Consider the following 17,207-nt stretch of genomic DNA (forward strand, 5'->3'; position numbering starts at 1 on the left):
ATGAGATTGCGTGAGCGACGACCGATGATGTTGCGTAGTCTTTTCTTCTCACTTGTCTTTGGGCCGCTCACTTGCGCTGCTGTGGCGCAGCTCGTGGTGATTGATGCGCGCAGGCCATTGCAGGTCCCAGGGGCGACGTCTTACCGCGAAGGCAGCTCGCATTCCGCATCTGGTCATACCCTGGGGATCAACTCGATGTACCTCACGATGGACGGCCGGCCGTGGCTGCCGGTGATGGGGGAATTCCACTACTCGCGTGTGCCGGCGCCCGAGTGGGAGGAAGAACTCCTCAAGATGAAGTCTGCAGGAGTGCAGATTGTATCTACATATGTGATCTGGATCCATCATGAGGAGATTCGAGGAAAATTCGACTGGGCGGGCCAGAAGGATCTCAGACATTTCGCCGAGTTGTGCAGACGACATGGGCTGTACCTATTGGTTCGCGTCGGTCCTTGGGTGCATGGAGAAGTGCGAAACGGCGGCCTTCCAGATTGGGTGATCAAGGATGGTCCGACGCGGCGTAATGATCCGGCATTTATGTCCAGTGTTGCAGGCTTGTACGCGCAGATCGGAGCTCAGCTGAACGGTTTGCTGTGGAAGGATCGCGGGCCAGTGATTGGAGTCCAACTCGAGAATGAATACTCCGCGCGGGGCCCTCTGGAAGGTGAACGGTACATACTCGCGCTGAAGAGGCTTGCAATCAAGGGTGGCCTGGATGTTCCTCTCTACACCGTGACCGGATGGGATAACGCCGTAGTGCCGAAGGGTGAAGTGCTGCCGGTGTTTGGCGGGTATCCTGACGCGCCGTGGGACTCGTCGATCACGGCACTGTCACCGAATGAGGTATACATGTTTCGCTTCCGCAACAGGGTCGCGGGAGATACGGGAGACATCGACGAAACGCGCGAGACCAACGCCTCGGGCTGGAATACGCCCTTTCTCACAGCGGAGCTAGGCGGCGGAGTTCAAGACACATACCATCGGCGGCCCTTGATTGAGCCGGATGATATCGCAGCGATGCTTCCGGTGATGCTCGGGTCAGGAGCAAACCTTTACGGGTACTACATGTTTCAGGGCGGCGAGAATCCTGACGGACGCTTAACAACACTACAGGAGTCGCAGGCTACCGGATATCCGACAGACGTGCCGATGAAATCGTATGACTTCCAGGCTCCCCTGAGCGAGTTCGGCGAGGAGCGCGCGTCATTCCGGAAGCTGAAAGTCTTTCATTACTTTCTGAATGACTTCGGAAGCGAGTTAGCGCAGATGTCAGTTCACGTGCCGGACATCGTTCCCAGGAGTGCTGACGATCTCAACGTCGTTCGTGCTTCGGTTCGTAGCAATGGGGAACGTGGATTTCTGTTCGTGAACAATTACGTGCGCGGGGCGACCATGCCCGCCCGGAAGAGTGCGCAATTCGAGGTACTGCTCCCGGATTCGAAGCTCAACATACCAAAAAAGCCGATCGATATTCCCTCAGGCTCTTACTTCATCTGGCCATTCAATCTTCAGCTTGGCGCCTCTACTTTGAAGTACGCTACCGCGCAGTTGTTTACTCGATTCCGGGACAGTGAAGGAGAGGTCTTCCTCTTCGTACAGACTCCGGGAATCCCGTCCACGTTTGTCCTCAAGAACGAACCTGAGCTAGATGTAAGTGCGGGCAGAGCATCGGTTGAAAAGCACCCAGAGGGCATCACGATCTCTCAGCTGCAGACCGGCCTTGACCACGAAGTTCGAATCAGGCTTGGACAGGGGCCTGAGGTACGGCTGATCCTTTTGTCAACTCAGGAAGCCGAGAACGCATGGAAGACAAACGTGGATGGCTCGCCGCATCTCCTTGTGACTGACCGAGGATTCTTTGCCGACGAAAAGTCATTCGTGCTGCTGTCTAGAGGCGATCCTCACTGCAGCTTCACGATCTATCCTCCCTCGGTCGGCAAATTGAGGCTCGCGAGCGGTGGAGAACTAAGTCTGAGTTCAGCTGGGAAGCTAAACCGATTCGCCGCGTCTGTCCCTGAGGAACGCATTGCGTTCGATGTGAAGAAGTTAAGGGATGCTGGTGAAGTTTCACCTGTCCAGCTTGGATCACCACTGTCGTGGCGGCCTAAGGGGGTAGCAATAGCTCCGAGCGAAACCTCCTTCGATTCTGCGGCGAAGTGGGCGATCTCCGTGCCGCGCCTTCCCCAGAGCGAAACGTTGAGCAACCTGTTTCTGAAAGTTGACTACACGGGTGACGTAGCGCGGCTAAGTTCAAATGGCAAAGTTCTCACTGACAACTTCTACAACGGAGCTGAGTGGACGATCGGATTGCGCCGCTTCATGCGCACGCTGGCGGATGGTCCACTTGAGATCAGCATTCTTCCGCTGAGGGAGGACGCCCCGATCTTCATAGAGAAGCGATTCAGGCCAAGCTTCAAGGGCAGAGAGCAGGTGGAAGATTTGAAGCGCGCAACGCTCCTTCCGGAATACAAGTTTCTATTTCAGATAGGGGCCGACTAACTCGACCCAGATGAATCGCTGCCTGAGTGTCTGCTTCCAGAAAGATCATGTCCGGCGCGATTGCGGCACAGGATGACCGGTCAGTACGCCTTGGTCTGGCAATAGAAGTTGCCCATCCGTTGGGTGAGGGGTGCAGGTTTGTAACCCACGTATGTGAGGTGAACCGTTCCTCTCGCCATCGGCCCATCAATCTTCACGTAGATGTTCGGTGGTTTGCCCGCGGTGACTGTCACGGGTGTGGGCGCCATGTTCAGCGGATTGAGGGGCCACCATCCGGCGTGCACCCCGGTCTGTATTGTCCCGTCTCCGTTTTCGCAATGTGTGGTGTAATCGGCCAGCCATTGGCTGTCTCCCTGTCCGGCAATCAACCATTGATCTGGATTCGACATGTCGACTCGCAGCATTCCCTGGCTTCCTACCATGTCGCTGACCAGGACTGCTGGCGTGGGCGGCCCCGATTTCAGCACCTGGGATGACGGCCAAATCGACAATGTGCAGGCTCCGCCGGATACAGTCTTCGGACCCTTGTATCCGACCGTTCCGTTAAGGACCTCATAGGTGCGAATAGGACCTTTCTGGTCCTTCGGTGCCTGTGCGAATGTGAACTGGCTGCTAACCTTCTCGTCTGCTCCCTGTGTGATGTTGGAGAATCCAACCCAGTGGTCCTCTCGGGGCAAGACGGTGATCAGCGCCGTAGCGATCATCTTCTTTTCGGCGTAAGTGAAACTCTTTCCTTTAGGCACGGAAACTCTTAGCCTGATTTCGAAACTGACAGTAACCGGGTTGGGGGAGGGCAGATCGTCGGGAGTTATATATTCGGCGGGTTGGTGTGCTGCTTGATCGATCTCGTAGAGGCCCACCATGTGTGTTCCAACCAATCCCGTGTCAAGAGTTCCACACTTACGGCCGTTGACTTGCCACGAAACGTCTCGATACATCCGGGCTCTTATGTCTCCCGGAACATCAAGGGAATCGTCATCCGAATTTGGCTTAGTGTGGTTTACGACATCATTGCCTTTAGCTGTTCCTGGTGTCTCATTGTCATTGTCTGGTGCCGGTGGGCTCAGGCGCGTAGTCCCAATGAATGCGTCTAGCTCAATGGAATCACCAACGAACACCTTCGCTACGGATGGCTGGATTCGGAGGGTCATGGCAAGATCCCACCGCGAGAAATGTCTGGCAGAGACTCTGATGGTGCGGTCGGCCTCATTTCGTTCCACGTCCGATTGGACTGTCCATCTCCCGTCGGACCCTTTGCTTCTCACGACCAAGTTGTCCAGATTGGTCCTTGCAAGATCTTCGCTCGTTAAATTCCAGGTAATCGTGACCGGCTCGGCAAACATCGAGCCTTCAGGACTGAGGTCATACATGGGTCCGAAGCTCTCTTCGGAGTCGTCGATTGCAGGTCGAATCCGCACCTCGGTATCGGCGACAAGCGCTCCGGGCGGAATGGACAGCCGTAGCTTCCCGTCCGATGAGGAGAGAGTACCTCCGTTTCGCCCGATCGTTGAGCTTGTCGGGGTCAAAACCGGCGCTGCCGGTTGCGTTTGTCCCTGTGCCGAGGATGTTCTTCTCGGCTGCGTATTGCCGCTCGCCTTGAACCCACCAAAATCTGAAGCGGCAGATGATTCATCGTTCTTCTTCTTACACCCAGAAACAGCCAACAGGAGAACAAGGCAACCCAGCCCGGACAATACTATTCGAGTGCGCACGATTATCCTCCGGCAGAGAATCGAGGTCGGCGAGGCTGTCTCAAAGCTTGACAAGTAAAGAAGCACGACCTACTTCTTCGCGGCTGCACCCAGCACCTCGCTTGCTGTTTGTTGCAGAAGCGGCGTCAGTACATCCTCGCCATCGGACTTGGCCTTGCCCTTAAGCGAGTTCTGTACGAGCGGCGCGGATTGTCCGGTGGGAACCAACTGATACTGCACGGTCACGTCATCTTTCGACTTGATCTGCCCGGTGAAGCCGGCGAGCTGGTTCATGGCCTGTTTCTGCGCCATCTGAGAGGCCGCCATTGCGGCACCCTGTGCCGCAATCGCGCCACCCATTCCGTGTGCCATGGCTCCCATGGGCGTCATGCTTGCCGCCATGCTTCCAAACTTTGCGAACTTCCCAAAGCCGCCGCCCGTGCTGTGCTTTACCTCCACACTTGATATGAGGATGTAATCACATTGCTTTTGCTGCGCTTCAGCCTGGAGTTGCATGGCAATGTGCGAGTCAAGCCCGGCCACCTCGATTGCAGGTCCACTCATCAGAGCTATCTCGGCGTTTCGAATAGGGGTGCTGTAGTCCCCACCGGTGTTGTTGCCTTGACCGACCTGAGCATCTGGGGGAGCAACACCGATGCGGATCTTCCCGGGTGCCTTGGGTCCCAGCGCTTGCGGGGCAGCAATTTGGCTGCCCGCAGGCTGGTTGCCCCCGTTCACTGGCGGCATTCCGCCCATTTGCGGCATTCCGCCGCCCTGCATCATCGCCATCTGCCGTTGCATTTGGGCCATGGCAGCCTGATTCGCGGCTGGCGCGGCCATCGGGTTCAGCATGCCGGAGAGGAGGGTCGACTTCATGGCAGCCGCGCTAGCCTGTGCTCCGCCTTGAGGTATCGGTTGCTGAGGCGCGGGCGCGGCTGCCTGGGTCATCTGCGACGGCGGGGCAGCCTGGGGTACGGCTCCGTTCAACTCTGCGGTGGAACTGACCTGACGGTAACCAGTGGGCACATCGAACATTTCAGCAGGCAGCTTCTCCTGCTTAGTAAGTTCCGATGTCAGGAGGCCAATCGTCATCGTGCCCCCGTCGGGAGTCGCCATCGTGATGTTCTCCTGTATCGGATATCCCGGCTTTCCACTGCCGACGCGCTTCTCGATCAGCTTGTCGCTGCAGCCTGTCCCTTGCTGCACGGGAGGCGCAAACGACATACAGGCGGCTTGTTCCTTCGAGATATCCGCGAACCACCCATCTATCTGAAACATCTGCCGGACCTGCGTACAAGCATCCTGCGATGGTTCCTGCACCACCTTTGCTTTGAGGTGCCGCACCTGATAGCCGTACATAGTCTTCCGCTCGCCGGTATCAGTCACGGTGGTCGTCAAAACGATTTTCCCTCCGTTTGCTTCGGCGGCGGGCTGGCCAGCCGCAAGTGCCGCAGCCTTTACCGCGTTCTCGTCTTGCGCATCGGGGGTGACCATGTATGTCTGGGACTGCTCGTTCAGTGTGACCGTGCGTTTAAGGTCGCATTGCCGCAGAGTGATGGTCGTTCCATTGGGAGTCTGAGTGACGGTCCGCTCGCGCGCTCCGCTGATGGAACTCTCTGAGGCCGAAACGAAATTCCCTCCAACCGTGATGCTCTTCTTGATATGAAGGTCGTCGGACTGAGCCGCAGAGGACTTCTGCTGGCCGTGGGCGATCGGGGTAAAGATCAGCAGCAGGAGCATCGAAGTTGAGCAACGCGAAACGGGAATGGACATCTTTCACCTCACGAAGCATTCTGAGTGCACACTCAGCGATGTCCGCAGCGGGCGGGTCAGAAAGGAGAGCGTCGCTGTGGCCTCCGCGGAGTGCGGTCCCTAACGAGAAAGGCGGAAAGAGAAGTGCGAAGTGGGTCACGCCGGAGAAGAAATTCAGTTCTCGATGATCCGGTCGGAGATGAGTTTTCGCCTTAAGAATTGGAGGGAAAAATCAGAGCCCTTTCCGGGATTCCGACCGACCTGTGATGCTCAAATCTGGAACTTCGCACCCTCGGCGCATAGGCGCAGTGTCCCTCATGTTTTCTTATGTTGACTTGCGAAGATGAGGAGGATATGCTTCGCCAACGCGCTTCCCACGCGCGACGTGGGGAAACTTCGTGTCAGGTCCTTCTTCGGAAGTTACAGAACTACTGGTTCGCTGGCGCAGCGGAGACCGGCAAGCGCTCGACTCCCTTCTTCCGCTCGTATATGACGAACTGCGGCGCATCGCGTCTCGTTACCTGCAGAACGAACGTCCAGGCCATACTCTGCAAAGCACCGCCCTCGTCAATGAGGCATACGTCCGCATGGTGGCGCAAGAGCTGCCGGAGTGGCAGAATCGGGCTCATTTCTTTGCCGTGGCGGCGCAGCTCATGAGACAAATTCTGGTAGATCATGCCCGCACCCGTCGCGCTTCGAAACGTGGGGGAGACGTTCCGCGAGTCAGTCTGGACGAAGCGCTAGGTCAGGCACTGGCACCAGACGTGGATATGGTTGCACTGGACGACGCGTTGAAGGAACTCGCTCAGATGGATCCGCAGCAATGCCGAGTCGTGGAACTAAAGTTCTTCGCTGGCCTATCGAACGACGATGCCGCTGAGGTGTTGAAGGTCTCGCCGTCGACTGTGAAGCGCGATTGGGCGAGCGCACGGGCATGGCTCTTTCGCGAACTCGATCGGAGTTCTGCGCCGTGAACACGGGCCGCTGGCAAGCGGTGCGTGAGGTCCTGGATCGCGCTATCGATCTCTCTGTCGACGAACGATCCGGATTCGTCGCCGAGGCTTGTGCAGGTGATCGGGAGTTGCAGGTCGAGGTGGAGTCGCTCCTGTGCTGCTATGAGCAGGCAGGTGAGGAATTCCTGAACACTCCTGTAATCGATGTTCGCAGCCTTGTTCCTAGCGCATACGAAAACAGCTACATCGGCTGCAGAATCGGCGTATACCAAATTGTTGAAGAGATTGGCCGAGGAGGCATGGGCGAGGTTTATCGCGCATCACGCGTGGATGGCCAGTTCGATAAACAGGTGGCAGTGAAACTCGTGCGAGTAGGCCTTGAGACGCCGCGCCTCCTGGAACGTTTCTACATGGAGAGGCAGATTCTGGCGTCGCTCGATCATCCGGATATCGCGCGGTTATACGATGGGGGAACGACTGAAGCCGGCGTGCCTTACCTGGTAATGGAGTTGATTGAAGGCACTCCTCTTGACCAATACTGCGATGAACACGATCTCCAACTCAGAGCACGCCTGCAACTGTTTACGCAAATCTGCGCTGCAGTCCAGTATGCACACCAGCGGCTCGTAATACATCGCGACATCAAGCCGAGCAACATCCTGGTTACGAAAGATGGCGCTCCGAAGCTGCTTGACTTCGGGATAGCGAAGATCCTCGATACCTCAGGGAGTAAGCTGGACACCACTCTCTACCGCGCAATGACTCTGGAGTATGCCAGTCCCGAGCAAATTCGCGGCGCGCCGATCACCACCGCCACCGACATCTATTCTCTTGGCGTCGTGCTCTATCGACTATTGACAGCCAAGTCTCCCTATTCGGAGGGAACGCTTGCCCCTCATGAGCTTGCGCGATCGATTTGCGACATCGAGCCAAGACGGCCCAGCAGCGCCGTTCCAGGTAGACGCGGTATGCGTGACGGGGTCGACGTTGCGCGAGCGTCTCTGGGAGCAGAAAAGCGCAAGAAGCAGTTAAAAGGCGATCTCGACAACATTGTTCTGAAGGCACTGAACAAGGAGCCGGAGCGACGCTATGCCTCTGCAGAACAGATGTCGGCGGACATCCGCAGACACCTTGAGGGCTTACCTGTTGCGGCAACGCCGGATTCCGTAACTTACCGGACCCGCAAGTTCGTGCGGCGACACAAGGTGGGCGTACTGGCAACTGCATTCGTATTGCTTGCCGTGGCGGGTGGTGTAGCGGCAACGGTACGTGAAGCGCGCATTGCTTCGGCGAACGCTCGCCGGGCCGAAAGGCGCTTTGCGGATGTAAGGAAGCTCGCGGATTCGTTCCTCTTCGAGTTCGATGATGCCATCGAGTTTCTGCCTGGATCTACGCCAGCCCGTGCACTGGTGGTGAAGCGTGCCATGGAGTATCTGGGGGGACTTGCCGCCGAGGCAGCAGGAGACCGCGCGCTCCAGATGGAAATAGCCGCGGCGTATAAGAAAGTGGGTAAAGTCCAGGGCGATCCCATCTATCCGAACCTGGGTGATTCCGGAGGAGCTTTGGATAGTTTCTGCAAGGCATTGGCGATCTTGGAACCAATCGCGAGGGCAGACCCGGGGAATGAGGAGGCGCGTCTTGCGCTAGCGTCAACGCACCAGCAGATCAGTGATGTCCTCAGCTTTTCCGGTGATACTGCCGGTGCGCTCGAGCATTCGAGGATTGCATTGGCAATGTACGAGACGTCTCCCACGAACTTGACAGGCGATACTCAGTTTCAGAAGGCACGAACGACTCAGACTTACCACTACGCCAATCTGTTGCAATCATCCGGCGCACTGAACGAAGCAGCGGTCGAATACAGGAAAGCAGCAGAACTCAGTCGGCAGATTGTCGCCGCGAGTCCTTCCGATCCAGACGGCAAAATCCATTTGGCGGCAAGTGTGGACGGCCTTGGCTATGTACTTCAACAGACGGGTGACACGGCGGAGGCGCTCGACAATCTCCGCACGGGTCTGAACATTCGCGAAGGTCTGGTCAAGGTCGATCCGAATAATTCGCACTACAGAAGGCAGTTAGCGTTTTCACATCAGAACGTAGGATTGTCTCTGCTGGCAACGAATGACACTGCTGCAGCACTGGCTCATTTTCGGCAAGAACTGGCTCTCTTCGGATCGCTGAACGCCGCCGACCCAAAGGATGCGCAAGGCCGCCGAAACCTGTCTCTCGCGCACAAGATGATCGGGGACGTATTCATGCGCGAACGCCAATTTCCGCGCGCACTTGCAGAGTACGAAGCTTCTCTTAGGATTGATCGCGACCTTGCGGCGATAGATCCGAACAACTTTCAAGCAAGTCTCGATCTATCTTTCAGCGAGGGTAAGGTCGGAATGGCTCTGGGGAAGCTGGGCAAGGCCGCACAGGCGGTGAATGTTTTGCGAAGTGGGATAGCAAGGCAGGAATCGCTGCTGGGCCACGATGCCCAGCATTTCTTCGTTTATGCTCATCTGGCCACTAGCTATTCGAGCCTCGCCAGTCTGCTGATCGAACGAGGAGAAAAGTATGCAGCAATTGAGTACTATCGAAAGGCGGTAGCTTCGCGCCAGTCGCTATCAAAGGAAGTCTCAAGCGCGGCGAATCAGATCGCATTAGCTGAAAGTTACACGAACCTGGCAAAAGCATTAGGACCGGCAAACCGCGATGAGGCTTTCGAGGAATCAAGCATTTCCCTCGAGATTTTAGAACGGCTCCCCCCGGCTGATCGGAACAATGCACGGTTTCGTGTGGCGCTGGCGAATGCTCGATTTGAATGCAGCGTGCGTCGATAGGAGTGTGGCCGACGGCGAGGGCGCCGTCGATTCGCCGTCAGCGTTAAGCGAGACGACCTGCGAAATGTACTGGCTTCAGCTCGCGTTGCTCAATGAGTAGCTATCAAAGTCGTGAGGAGGGCCCCGGTGCTTCCTCCGCGATATGCGGTGCGGTTTTGTCGCTGAGGAACATCATCACAATTGCTGTGGAGACGATGATGAGTCCCACATTGGCTGCGAAAACGCTGGTGTAACCAGACCGTACGATCAGGATGCCGGTCAAGGCTGAGGCTCCTGCCTGAGACAGAGCACCGGCGATATTCTGCAATGCAGAGGCACTGCTGCGTTCAGAGTCCTTCATTCTGCTCATCAGCATGCCATAAAAGCCGGGACCGGCGGTAAACTGTGCGCCTGAAAACGCCAAATACCAGCACACCGCATATCCGGCCGAATGAGCGCGGCCGAGGAATATTGCCGCCGCCGCGGTAGCAATTTGTGCCATGACGATCCCGCCGACTATTCCAATCCTCTGGTAAACGAATGGAACGAGCAGCACTGCGCAGAACTGGACGAACTCGGAGGCAGAGAAGATCAAACCGACGTGCTGCAGCGAAACACCCTTTTGCTTCTCGAAAAACACAGGTGCGAAAGGAACAAAGGAGCCAGTAACCAGGCTCCACATTGCGAACGCTGCTAGAAACTTCAGCAGAAAGGGATGAGGTACGCGCAGCTTGCACGAGTCGGGTGGGGGAGGAGTTGCCATGCGAAGTTTTGAAATGGGAAGTACTCCGAACATGACGATTCCAGCTGCTCCGATCAGAACGATACGCATCCCTGCGGTCATAGAGGCAAGTTTGCTGATCGAGCGGAAGGCGATGGGCAGGTAACCGCCTGCCAGACCAGCAAGCGTGCCTGTTCCGATACCCGTCGCGAAGGTGAAGCTGAACGCGAAGACTCGCGTGTCATCGGTCGTGAGTTTGGCCACCATTGGGGCGAAGCATACAGGCCAGGCGCTGAGAGCGACGCCGGTGAGAAATGCGAAAACGATTTGCGCGGCCATCCAGGGCAGCTGTACGCGAACTATACAGATGATCGGTGCAGCGATGAAGCAGAAGAGCAAGGGCTTCTGTAGACCATACCGGCGCGCTAGCATGGCCACCGGAAGGGTGGCGATCAGATTGCCCAGGGTCAACGAGCTGCTGATGATGCCGATTGCGCGCTCATCGTAGTGCAGGCTCAGCAGGAAGAGATTGTAGAGAAAGAAGTAAAGATCGAAACCGAAGTCCATAAAAAGCGCGGCAACGAAGAATATCCAGAACGGCCTGCCAAGGCTCGCAATGGGCCAGCGAGCGCGGATACGCGGCTTTGACTGCAGAGCGGGCACGATCGAAGCGTCAACAGATGGGGCCGGAGTACTCATCAATGCCCCCGTTCAGCGAGCCGTGCCAATCGATCTACAGCCCAGTCCAACTTCGTATAGCGAAGCTCCAGAGCCCCATCATCCAGAAGATGGTCGATCATGACGCACTGGGTTAGTCGAGTCGCGGGAAGACTGAATAGGGTCTGCTCCATGGAGAGCCTCGCGACTTCGATGGGGAATGAAAGCAACTCCTGATGAGGAGACGTCCGCCGGTTCAGATACACCACGTAGTTGATCCGCGAGGTGAAGGCTGCGGAGATGTGCCGGAGTGGCTGAAGTGTCAGCTCGATGGACGGTTTGCCGACTTGCGCTCTCTGGACCACTTGCTTGCCGGCGAGCTCAGAGAAGAGCTCGACGGCGGATGGGCGAAATCGCGCCTGATTACAATTGCCCACAATCAAGCGGTCAGTCCGGTTGTTGACGAGGAAGCTCGCGTCATCCGTGATATAGGTCCAGCCTGCCCTTGCACAGGCGTACGATAGAGAGGTTTTACCTGCGCCAGAATCACCACACAGCAGGATGCCGCATCCTTTGTATTCAATGCATGCCGCGTGGATTGCGGTGGTATAGGAGGTTGCGAGAATGGCCATCGCAGCAGATTCGAGGAAGAAGTAGCGAAGGTATCCGCGATGCGAAACGGCAGCTTCCGTCAGCCAGATCTGGCCGCTGCTTCGGGAGAGGTCTACAACGGAAAAGTTCTCTTGGTCCGCAATGTTGGTGGCGAGATGCTGTTGAACTCGACACGTGGGAGTTGGAGGGCACTCCGAACCGCTCCCACCGGTAACGCCGACCCTCAGTTTGATCGGCGGAGTATCGAAGAGCTTGGTGAAACCCTGCCAGCTTACCGCAGCCGAGTTCAACACCTCTTCGGAATTGGTCTCAATTTGCAGCGGAAAGCCGAGTGGATAAAACACCTCCCGCAGCGGCATCGAAAAGCGCGCGAGCACCGGGTCAGCAAGTTGCACCGGCTCCGATCGCGCAAAGGCGGTGCGTATCTCTTCAATGGTCAACATAGGATCGGAGACTTTGGCGGTATGATGCGAATGTCTTCATCAGAATTCGTATTTCACGGCAAGTTGAATGATGCGCGGGTTTGATGATGTTGATGTGATGACTCCGAAAGCAGGACCTGCGCTGACGTTGTTGACCGGGTTGTTGAAGTGTGCGGTGTTCGTGAGGTTGAAGAACTCTGCTCGCATATGCACTGATTGCGAATCGCTGATCGGGATGGCACGCTCGAATGCCATGTCGAGGTTGCGCTGGCCTGGACCGCGGACAAGGCCTTCGCCGCTATCTCCAAAATCGGTATCTCCTGGTCCGGTACTATTCGGTGCTTCAGGGGCGGAGGTGAATGCGGCTGGATTCAGATAGCCGTTGAGTACTCGTGAGAACAAGGAGCCTGATGTCGCCGGCTTTGCCGCTCCGCTAAGCTGCGCGCGATTCTCAAAGGGAAAGTTGCCGTATACGGCCCCCGCGCTGTCATCGAGGATCGTTATTGGAGTGCCGCTCTGCAATACGCCGACCGCCGAGACGCGCCAGTCACCTACCACCCCAGCTGCGAATCGGGGAAGGCGGCGAGCGAATGCAGTGTTGTAGACGAGACTGAGTACAGCCCGGTGTGTCCGATCGAAGTCCGTCGGTCCATATGCTTGCCGGAAGTTGGTCTGGTCATTTGTAACAAGATGCTGTTCGAAGACATTGCTTCCGGAAGAGCCGCTGGTCTGGTCGAGATTGCGCGACCACGTATAGCTGCCGAGGAATTCGAGCCCATAGCCCAGCTTCTTCGTGATGCTGGTTTGCAGTGAGTTGTAATTGGCATTGAACGAAGACTCGCACAAGAGTGATCCCGGACTGATTCCCGCGAATGGAAGCCGCTGGATCACATTGATGGCGGAGTTGGTTGTCTCTCCGTTGATGGGATTCGCGGGACTGGCGAGAAGGGCCTGGTTGAACTCGGTGCATCCGCTCTCGTGGAATGAGTGCGTGCCGACATATCCAATCTCAAGGAGATAATCGCGAGCGAAAGCGATCTGCGCGTTCAAGTTGTACTCGGCTGTATATGGGTCAACCATGTGCCTGGCGACGGCACTCAGGCTTGGACCTGCGCCGGGAACCCGCGGGAGGAAGGTGGGATAGGTACTGTTTGGCGGAAGCTGAGGAACAAACGGATCCTGCAAGGTCGCCCCGCCGTTTGTTGACCCGGCGAAAAACTGAAACGTTGAAAAGGGTTCAACCGCGAGGAGGCTTTCCGCCAAGCCCGCAGAGAGCCGGTCGAAGTAGAGGCCGTAACCCCCGCGAATGACGATCTCTGGATGTTCGTCCAGCCGGAGAGCAAAGCCGAGGCGAGGTTGGAAATCGACATGCCTTGTCGGGAACAAGCCCGGGATGGAGGATCGGACCACGCCATCTGGGACCGCGCGCTTGAAATTTGAAGGAACAACGAAACCGCTCAGTGTTCCTTCGGCAGACGCAGACCTTGTGGCGATGGTCGGATCAAACGTAACGAGCCTGCCATTTACATCTGAGGGCGCACCGAACACTTCGTAGCGCAATCCCGCATTGAGCATGAGTCGGTTCGAAATCCTGAAGTCGTCCTGCAGAAATCCCGCGAGATCGATGTAACGCTCATCTTTTCGAAACAGGCCGGAACTGCCGTTGCTAAGGCTTACGTTGCTGCTCCCGGTGGGACTGCCGTTCTGCTCGGCACTCTGACCCAGCAGGAAATCGCTGAAGGTACGGATATCGAGTAAGCCGTCTGTTGAAAAGGGTGCATTCACATCGACCTGGTGACGCTTGAACTCCGCGCCAAATCGCAACGAATGCCTGTTCCAGCTAAACGAGAGGGTGTCCTGCAAGATGAAGCTGTTTGTGACCTGCCACTGAGAAGGTGTCCCTGCATCGCCAACTGTGAACAGACCATCGATCGTGATTCCGGGGGCAGGAATTCTGCCGCCCGCCGTACCTGTGGGCGACGTCGTGCCGAGATCAGACGCCAGGATCGGATTGGCCACCACAGAATCGCCATCGAAACGCATGAATCCAAAGCGCGCGACATTGACGAAATGCGGGTTGAACTCGTGCGTGTCGGAGAGAACCAGCATTGTGTTCTGGTCTAGTTCTGTTGTCCCCCAACCGGGAACGTTCGCTGCGTTTGGTGAGAAGGGTTCGATTGTCGGTGCGTGCGAGTAGAAGAATCGCGCCGCGAACTGGTTCCGGTCAGCGGGTCTGGCATCAACGTTCAGCGTGAATTGATCTTCGTCGTATCTGGCGGGTGTAGCGAATGTCGACTCTCCGATCGGCATCTGCGTCGGATCTGTCGAGGGCAAGAGGATCTGCGGATTTGGAATGGCATATTGCCCGTTCTGAAGCTTGAAGTTGAGCAGTGCCAGGGCAACCGGGTTGATGTTGGAACCATCACACGCGACTTGGGTCCCACCCGCTGCTGTGGCATATGCGCAGAATTGCGCGCCGAGCGTCTGTGCTGAGCGGTCCGAAGTAAGTTGAGGCAGGTTGACGGTGACCTGGTCACCCAGGCCGTTGCTGGATCGAAGGCCTTGATAGGCTCCGAAGAAGAACAAGGTGTCGTGTCGGAATGGACCGCCGAAGGAAGCGCCGAACTGATTCTGCTTCAACACGGCACGCGGCTGATTTGTCAGCTTGGAGAAGAAATTGTTTGCATTTAAGAGATCGTTGCGAAGAAACTCCCACGCGGAACCGTGATAATGCATCGTTCCTGTTTTGCTGATTACGTCGACATTGGCGCCGGTTCCCCTGCCGTAACTTGCATCGTAGTTTCCGGTCTGAACCTTAAATTCCTGCAGGGTGTCTGGAGCTGGGGCTGCGACACCGACTTCTTCGCCATCGTTCGCTGCGGAGTTTTGCGAGAGATTGTTCGCGTCTACGCCGTTGAACTGGATGTTGTCGCCTGTCGTCTTGTTTCCATTCGCCGCGACATTCTGCGTGCCTCGGCCCAGTGCGCCGGCATTCGGCAGTTCAACCACGACCCCTGGGGACAAAGAAAGAATCTGAGTATAGTTGCGGTTTGAAAGGGGGAGCGCTTCGATGGTTTCGCGATCGACTGCCCGACCCAGGGCGGACGACTCACTTTGTGCCAACTCAACTGCTGGTTCAACGGTAACGGTGTCATTGGCCCTGCTTATCGAAAGATGAAAGTCCACCGCGCTTCTTTCGGACACCACGACGCTGATGCCTTGCGCGACTGCTTCGGAAAAGCCTGGGGCCTTGACTGATGCAGCGTAGGACCCGGGCGGAAGCAGAGAAAACGTAAATACTCCGAAGGCATTACTGAATGTCGCCCGAACCGCACCGGTAGATTCACTCTTTAGCGCGACCTGAGCTTGCTGCACCAAAGATCCCGACGAATCGTAGATGGTGCCGGTGATTGCGCCCGTTCCGGGAGCCTGGGCCCGCAGCGGTGTGCCTGAATATTCCAGCAGAGACAGCAATGCAAACGTGCAGAATGTGGAAACGGCTCTCATGTGGATCCTCTCGTCAGGGGGCAGGTGGAGTCCGAGCGCAAGACACCGAGTCTCACGGGTTGAGAAAGCGAAGGATGTCTCGCTCATCTTGAGGGCTGAGCGAAGCGCGAACCCGCATATGGCGCAGGATCGTTCCTGAGATCCTCGAGGAAAATCCCTGCGGCGCTTCATGACATCGCGAGCAGTTTTGCTTGAACTTGATAGCACCCTTTGACTCCGGCGCTGCCGGCTGGTGCCGAGCCTGGCTCTGGCGTGCGCCAGCCGAGGAGTCCTGTATGGATTCGATTCGCCATGAGAAGGCTGGAAGGGAAGCAGACGCAAGGGAAAAGGTAAGGACAATGCAGGCTGCACGAATCTTCAAATCCGTATTCATTTGCCTCTCCAGGTGGGGAACAGAAATCGATATACGATCCCGGTCTGCCAAATGTTGGTGTCTTGTGTGGACGATTGCCTTGAGTAACTGCTGTTGATTCGCACTTCATGCGGGAAGAGGATGTCCAGTCCGAAATCGGCGCGCTTTGTATCCGCCCCGGGTAAACCGTCGGTGGGGTCGGGGCTGCTGCGAAAGGTCTGCTGCCAGCGAAAAACGGGCTGGATGGCACGACGAAGTGTCATTCCGGATGATGCGCTCGCCAGGTGGAATTCAGATTCCACCCAGTACCCCTTGGAGTGTGGACCGTGGGCGAATTCTGATCGAAGCTTGACGAGTGCGTCGGCAGGTTGCCACCAGAGATGCAAACCTTCGAAATTCTCGTGTGTTTCTTCCAGCAACCTTCCGTACGATCCACCCACTTCCAGGCGTGCTTGCGGAAAGTACAAGCTTGTCCTGGCGCCGGACGCGCGCTGGGATTTGAACTGCTCATTGGTGCTCGCAGCGGAAAAGTAGCCTGCGTAATCAAGCCAAACGTGGTCGTTCGAGATTGCGGACCCGCGAAGCATTCCGCCGACACTGGAGCCGGTGTTCATCGTTCCCAGGTTGAATATGAGAGGTGCGCTTTCGAAGTTGCTGATCCAAATGGGTGAAAGTCGCTCGTTGTATGTACCGAACGGAGTGAGGAACTCTCCTGCGACGACCGTCAGGTGCGAACTCGCGATGTAGTCCATCTGCAGATATGAAAGGCCCAGAAATGATGAGCTGGTATATCCGCTATGTCCGCCACCTTTAGGGAAGTATGAATCGAGGATGGTGGCGCGGCTCTCCACCAGAATGTGATTTCCTAGAGGCGCCGCGAGCAGTGGAGAGATAACGGGGATGTAGGTTGTGTTTCCGGCGTTGGTGCTGGTGACAAAACCGACTCCGCCGGAAATAAGGGGCACGTCCTGCGTGGTGCCGGGCCGACTCATCACCAGGAGCGAGGCAGCCAGCAGTGCACTCGCATAGATTCCCGCGCGCTTAGGAGATAGGAGCACTTTCGTCCTTGGCATGTGCTCACGCTAGCTCTCAAAGAAATGCCGCATGTCAGAGGGGCGTCTTCCATTTGTAAGCGGAATGTCACTTCTCCGGAATCCCGCCCAGGACATTTCTTGCCCAACAGGGATCTCCACTGACTTCAGACAGTTCCCGTTCGCGACGACAAAGCCATGAC

Annotated in this window: 9 protein-coding genes and 1 pseudogene; 3 read left to right on the plus strand and 7 right to left on the minus strand. The window is 56.7% G+C overall.

What is annotated here, in order from left to right; translation table 11 throughout:
* Positions 1-24 precede the first annotated feature (24 nt).
* Complete coding sequence (locus DHV10_RS10605; protein ID WP_162601416.1) at positions 25-2,499, plus strand: beta-galactosidase; 2,475 nt, start codon at positions 25-27, stop codon at positions 2,497-2,499.
* An 80-nt stretch (positions 2,500-2,579) separates the two neighbouring features.
* Here the strand turns inward: DHV10_RS10605 and DHV10_RS27740 are convergent, their stop codons facing one another.
* From DHV10_RS27740 to DHV10_RS10615, 3 genes and pseudogenes are all read right to left on the minus strand, one after another.
* Positions 2,580-3,242: a hypothetical protein gene (locus tag DHV10_RS27740; RefSeq protein WP_239461458.1), complete on the minus strand. Its 663-nt coding sequence runs from the start codon at positions 3,240-3,242 to the stop codon at positions 2,580-2,582.
* A 585-nt stretch (positions 3,243-3,827) separates the two neighbouring features.
* Positions 3,828-4,277: pseudogene (locus DHV10_RS28255) on the minus strand (hypothetical protein); the annotation flags it as partial.
* Positions 4,278-4,280: 3 nt separating this feature from the next.
* Positions 4,281-5,963 (minus strand): hypothetical protein, encoded by a 1,683-nt coding sequence (locus tag DHV10_RS10615; RefSeq protein WP_109486306.1) that lies wholly within the window; start codon positions 5,961-5,963, stop codon positions 4,281-4,283.
* Between the two features lie 377 nt (positions 5,964-6,340).
* On the opposite strand from DHV10_RS10615, the gene DHV10_RS10620 reads away from it, so the two are divergent.
* Complete coding sequence (locus DHV10_RS10620) at positions 6,341-6,916, plus strand: sigma-70 family RNA polymerase sigma factor (RefSeq protein WP_109486307.1); 576 nt, start codon at positions 6,341-6,343, stop codon at positions 6,914-6,916.
* Positions 6,877-9,723: a serine/threonine-protein kinase gene (locus DHV10_RS10625; protein ID WP_275425908.1), complete on the plus strand. Its 2,847-nt coding sequence runs from the start codon at positions 6,877-6,879 to the stop codon at positions 9,721-9,723. Before DHV10_RS10620 ends, DHV10_RS10625 begins: the two co-directional genes overlap by 40 nt.
* A gap of 103 nt (positions 9,724-9,826) precedes the next feature.
* Here DHV10_RS10625 and DHV10_RS10630 read toward each other — a convergent pair whose 3' ends face one another.
* The 4 genes from DHV10_RS10630 to DHV10_RS10650 form a co-directional block, all read right to left on the minus strand.
* Positions 9,827-11,122, minus strand: a complete 1,296-nt coding sequence (locus DHV10_RS10630) for an MFS transporter (RefSeq protein ID WP_109486309.1) — start codon at positions 11,120-11,122, stop codon at positions 9,827-9,829.
* Complete coding sequence (locus DHV10_RS10635; RefSeq protein WP_109486310.1) at positions 11,122-12,135, minus strand: phosphoenolpyruvate carboxykinase (ATP); 1,014 nt, start codon at positions 12,133-12,135, stop codon at positions 11,122-11,124. The genes DHV10_RS10630 and DHV10_RS10635 overlap by 1 nt, the downstream gene beginning before the upstream one ends.
* 39 nt (positions 12,136-12,174) lie before the next feature.
* Positions 12,175-15,621: a TonB-dependent receptor gene (locus DHV10_RS10640; RefSeq protein WP_109486311.1), complete on the minus strand. Its 3,447-nt coding sequence runs from the start codon at positions 15,619-15,621 to the stop codon at positions 12,175-12,177.
* Between the two features lie 369 nt (positions 15,622-15,990).
* Positions 15,991-17,046 (minus strand): hypothetical protein, encoded by a 1,056-nt coding sequence (locus DHV10_RS10650; protein ID WP_239461462.1) that lies wholly within the window; start codon positions 17,044-17,046, stop codon positions 15,991-15,993.
* Positions 17,047-17,207 lie beyond the last annotated feature (161 nt).

Source organism: Occallatibacter savannae (genome assembly GCF_003131205.1).
Taxonomy (GTDB): Bacteria; Acidobacteriota; Terriglobia; order Terriglobales; family Acidobacteriaceae; genus Telmatobacter; species Telmatobacter savannae.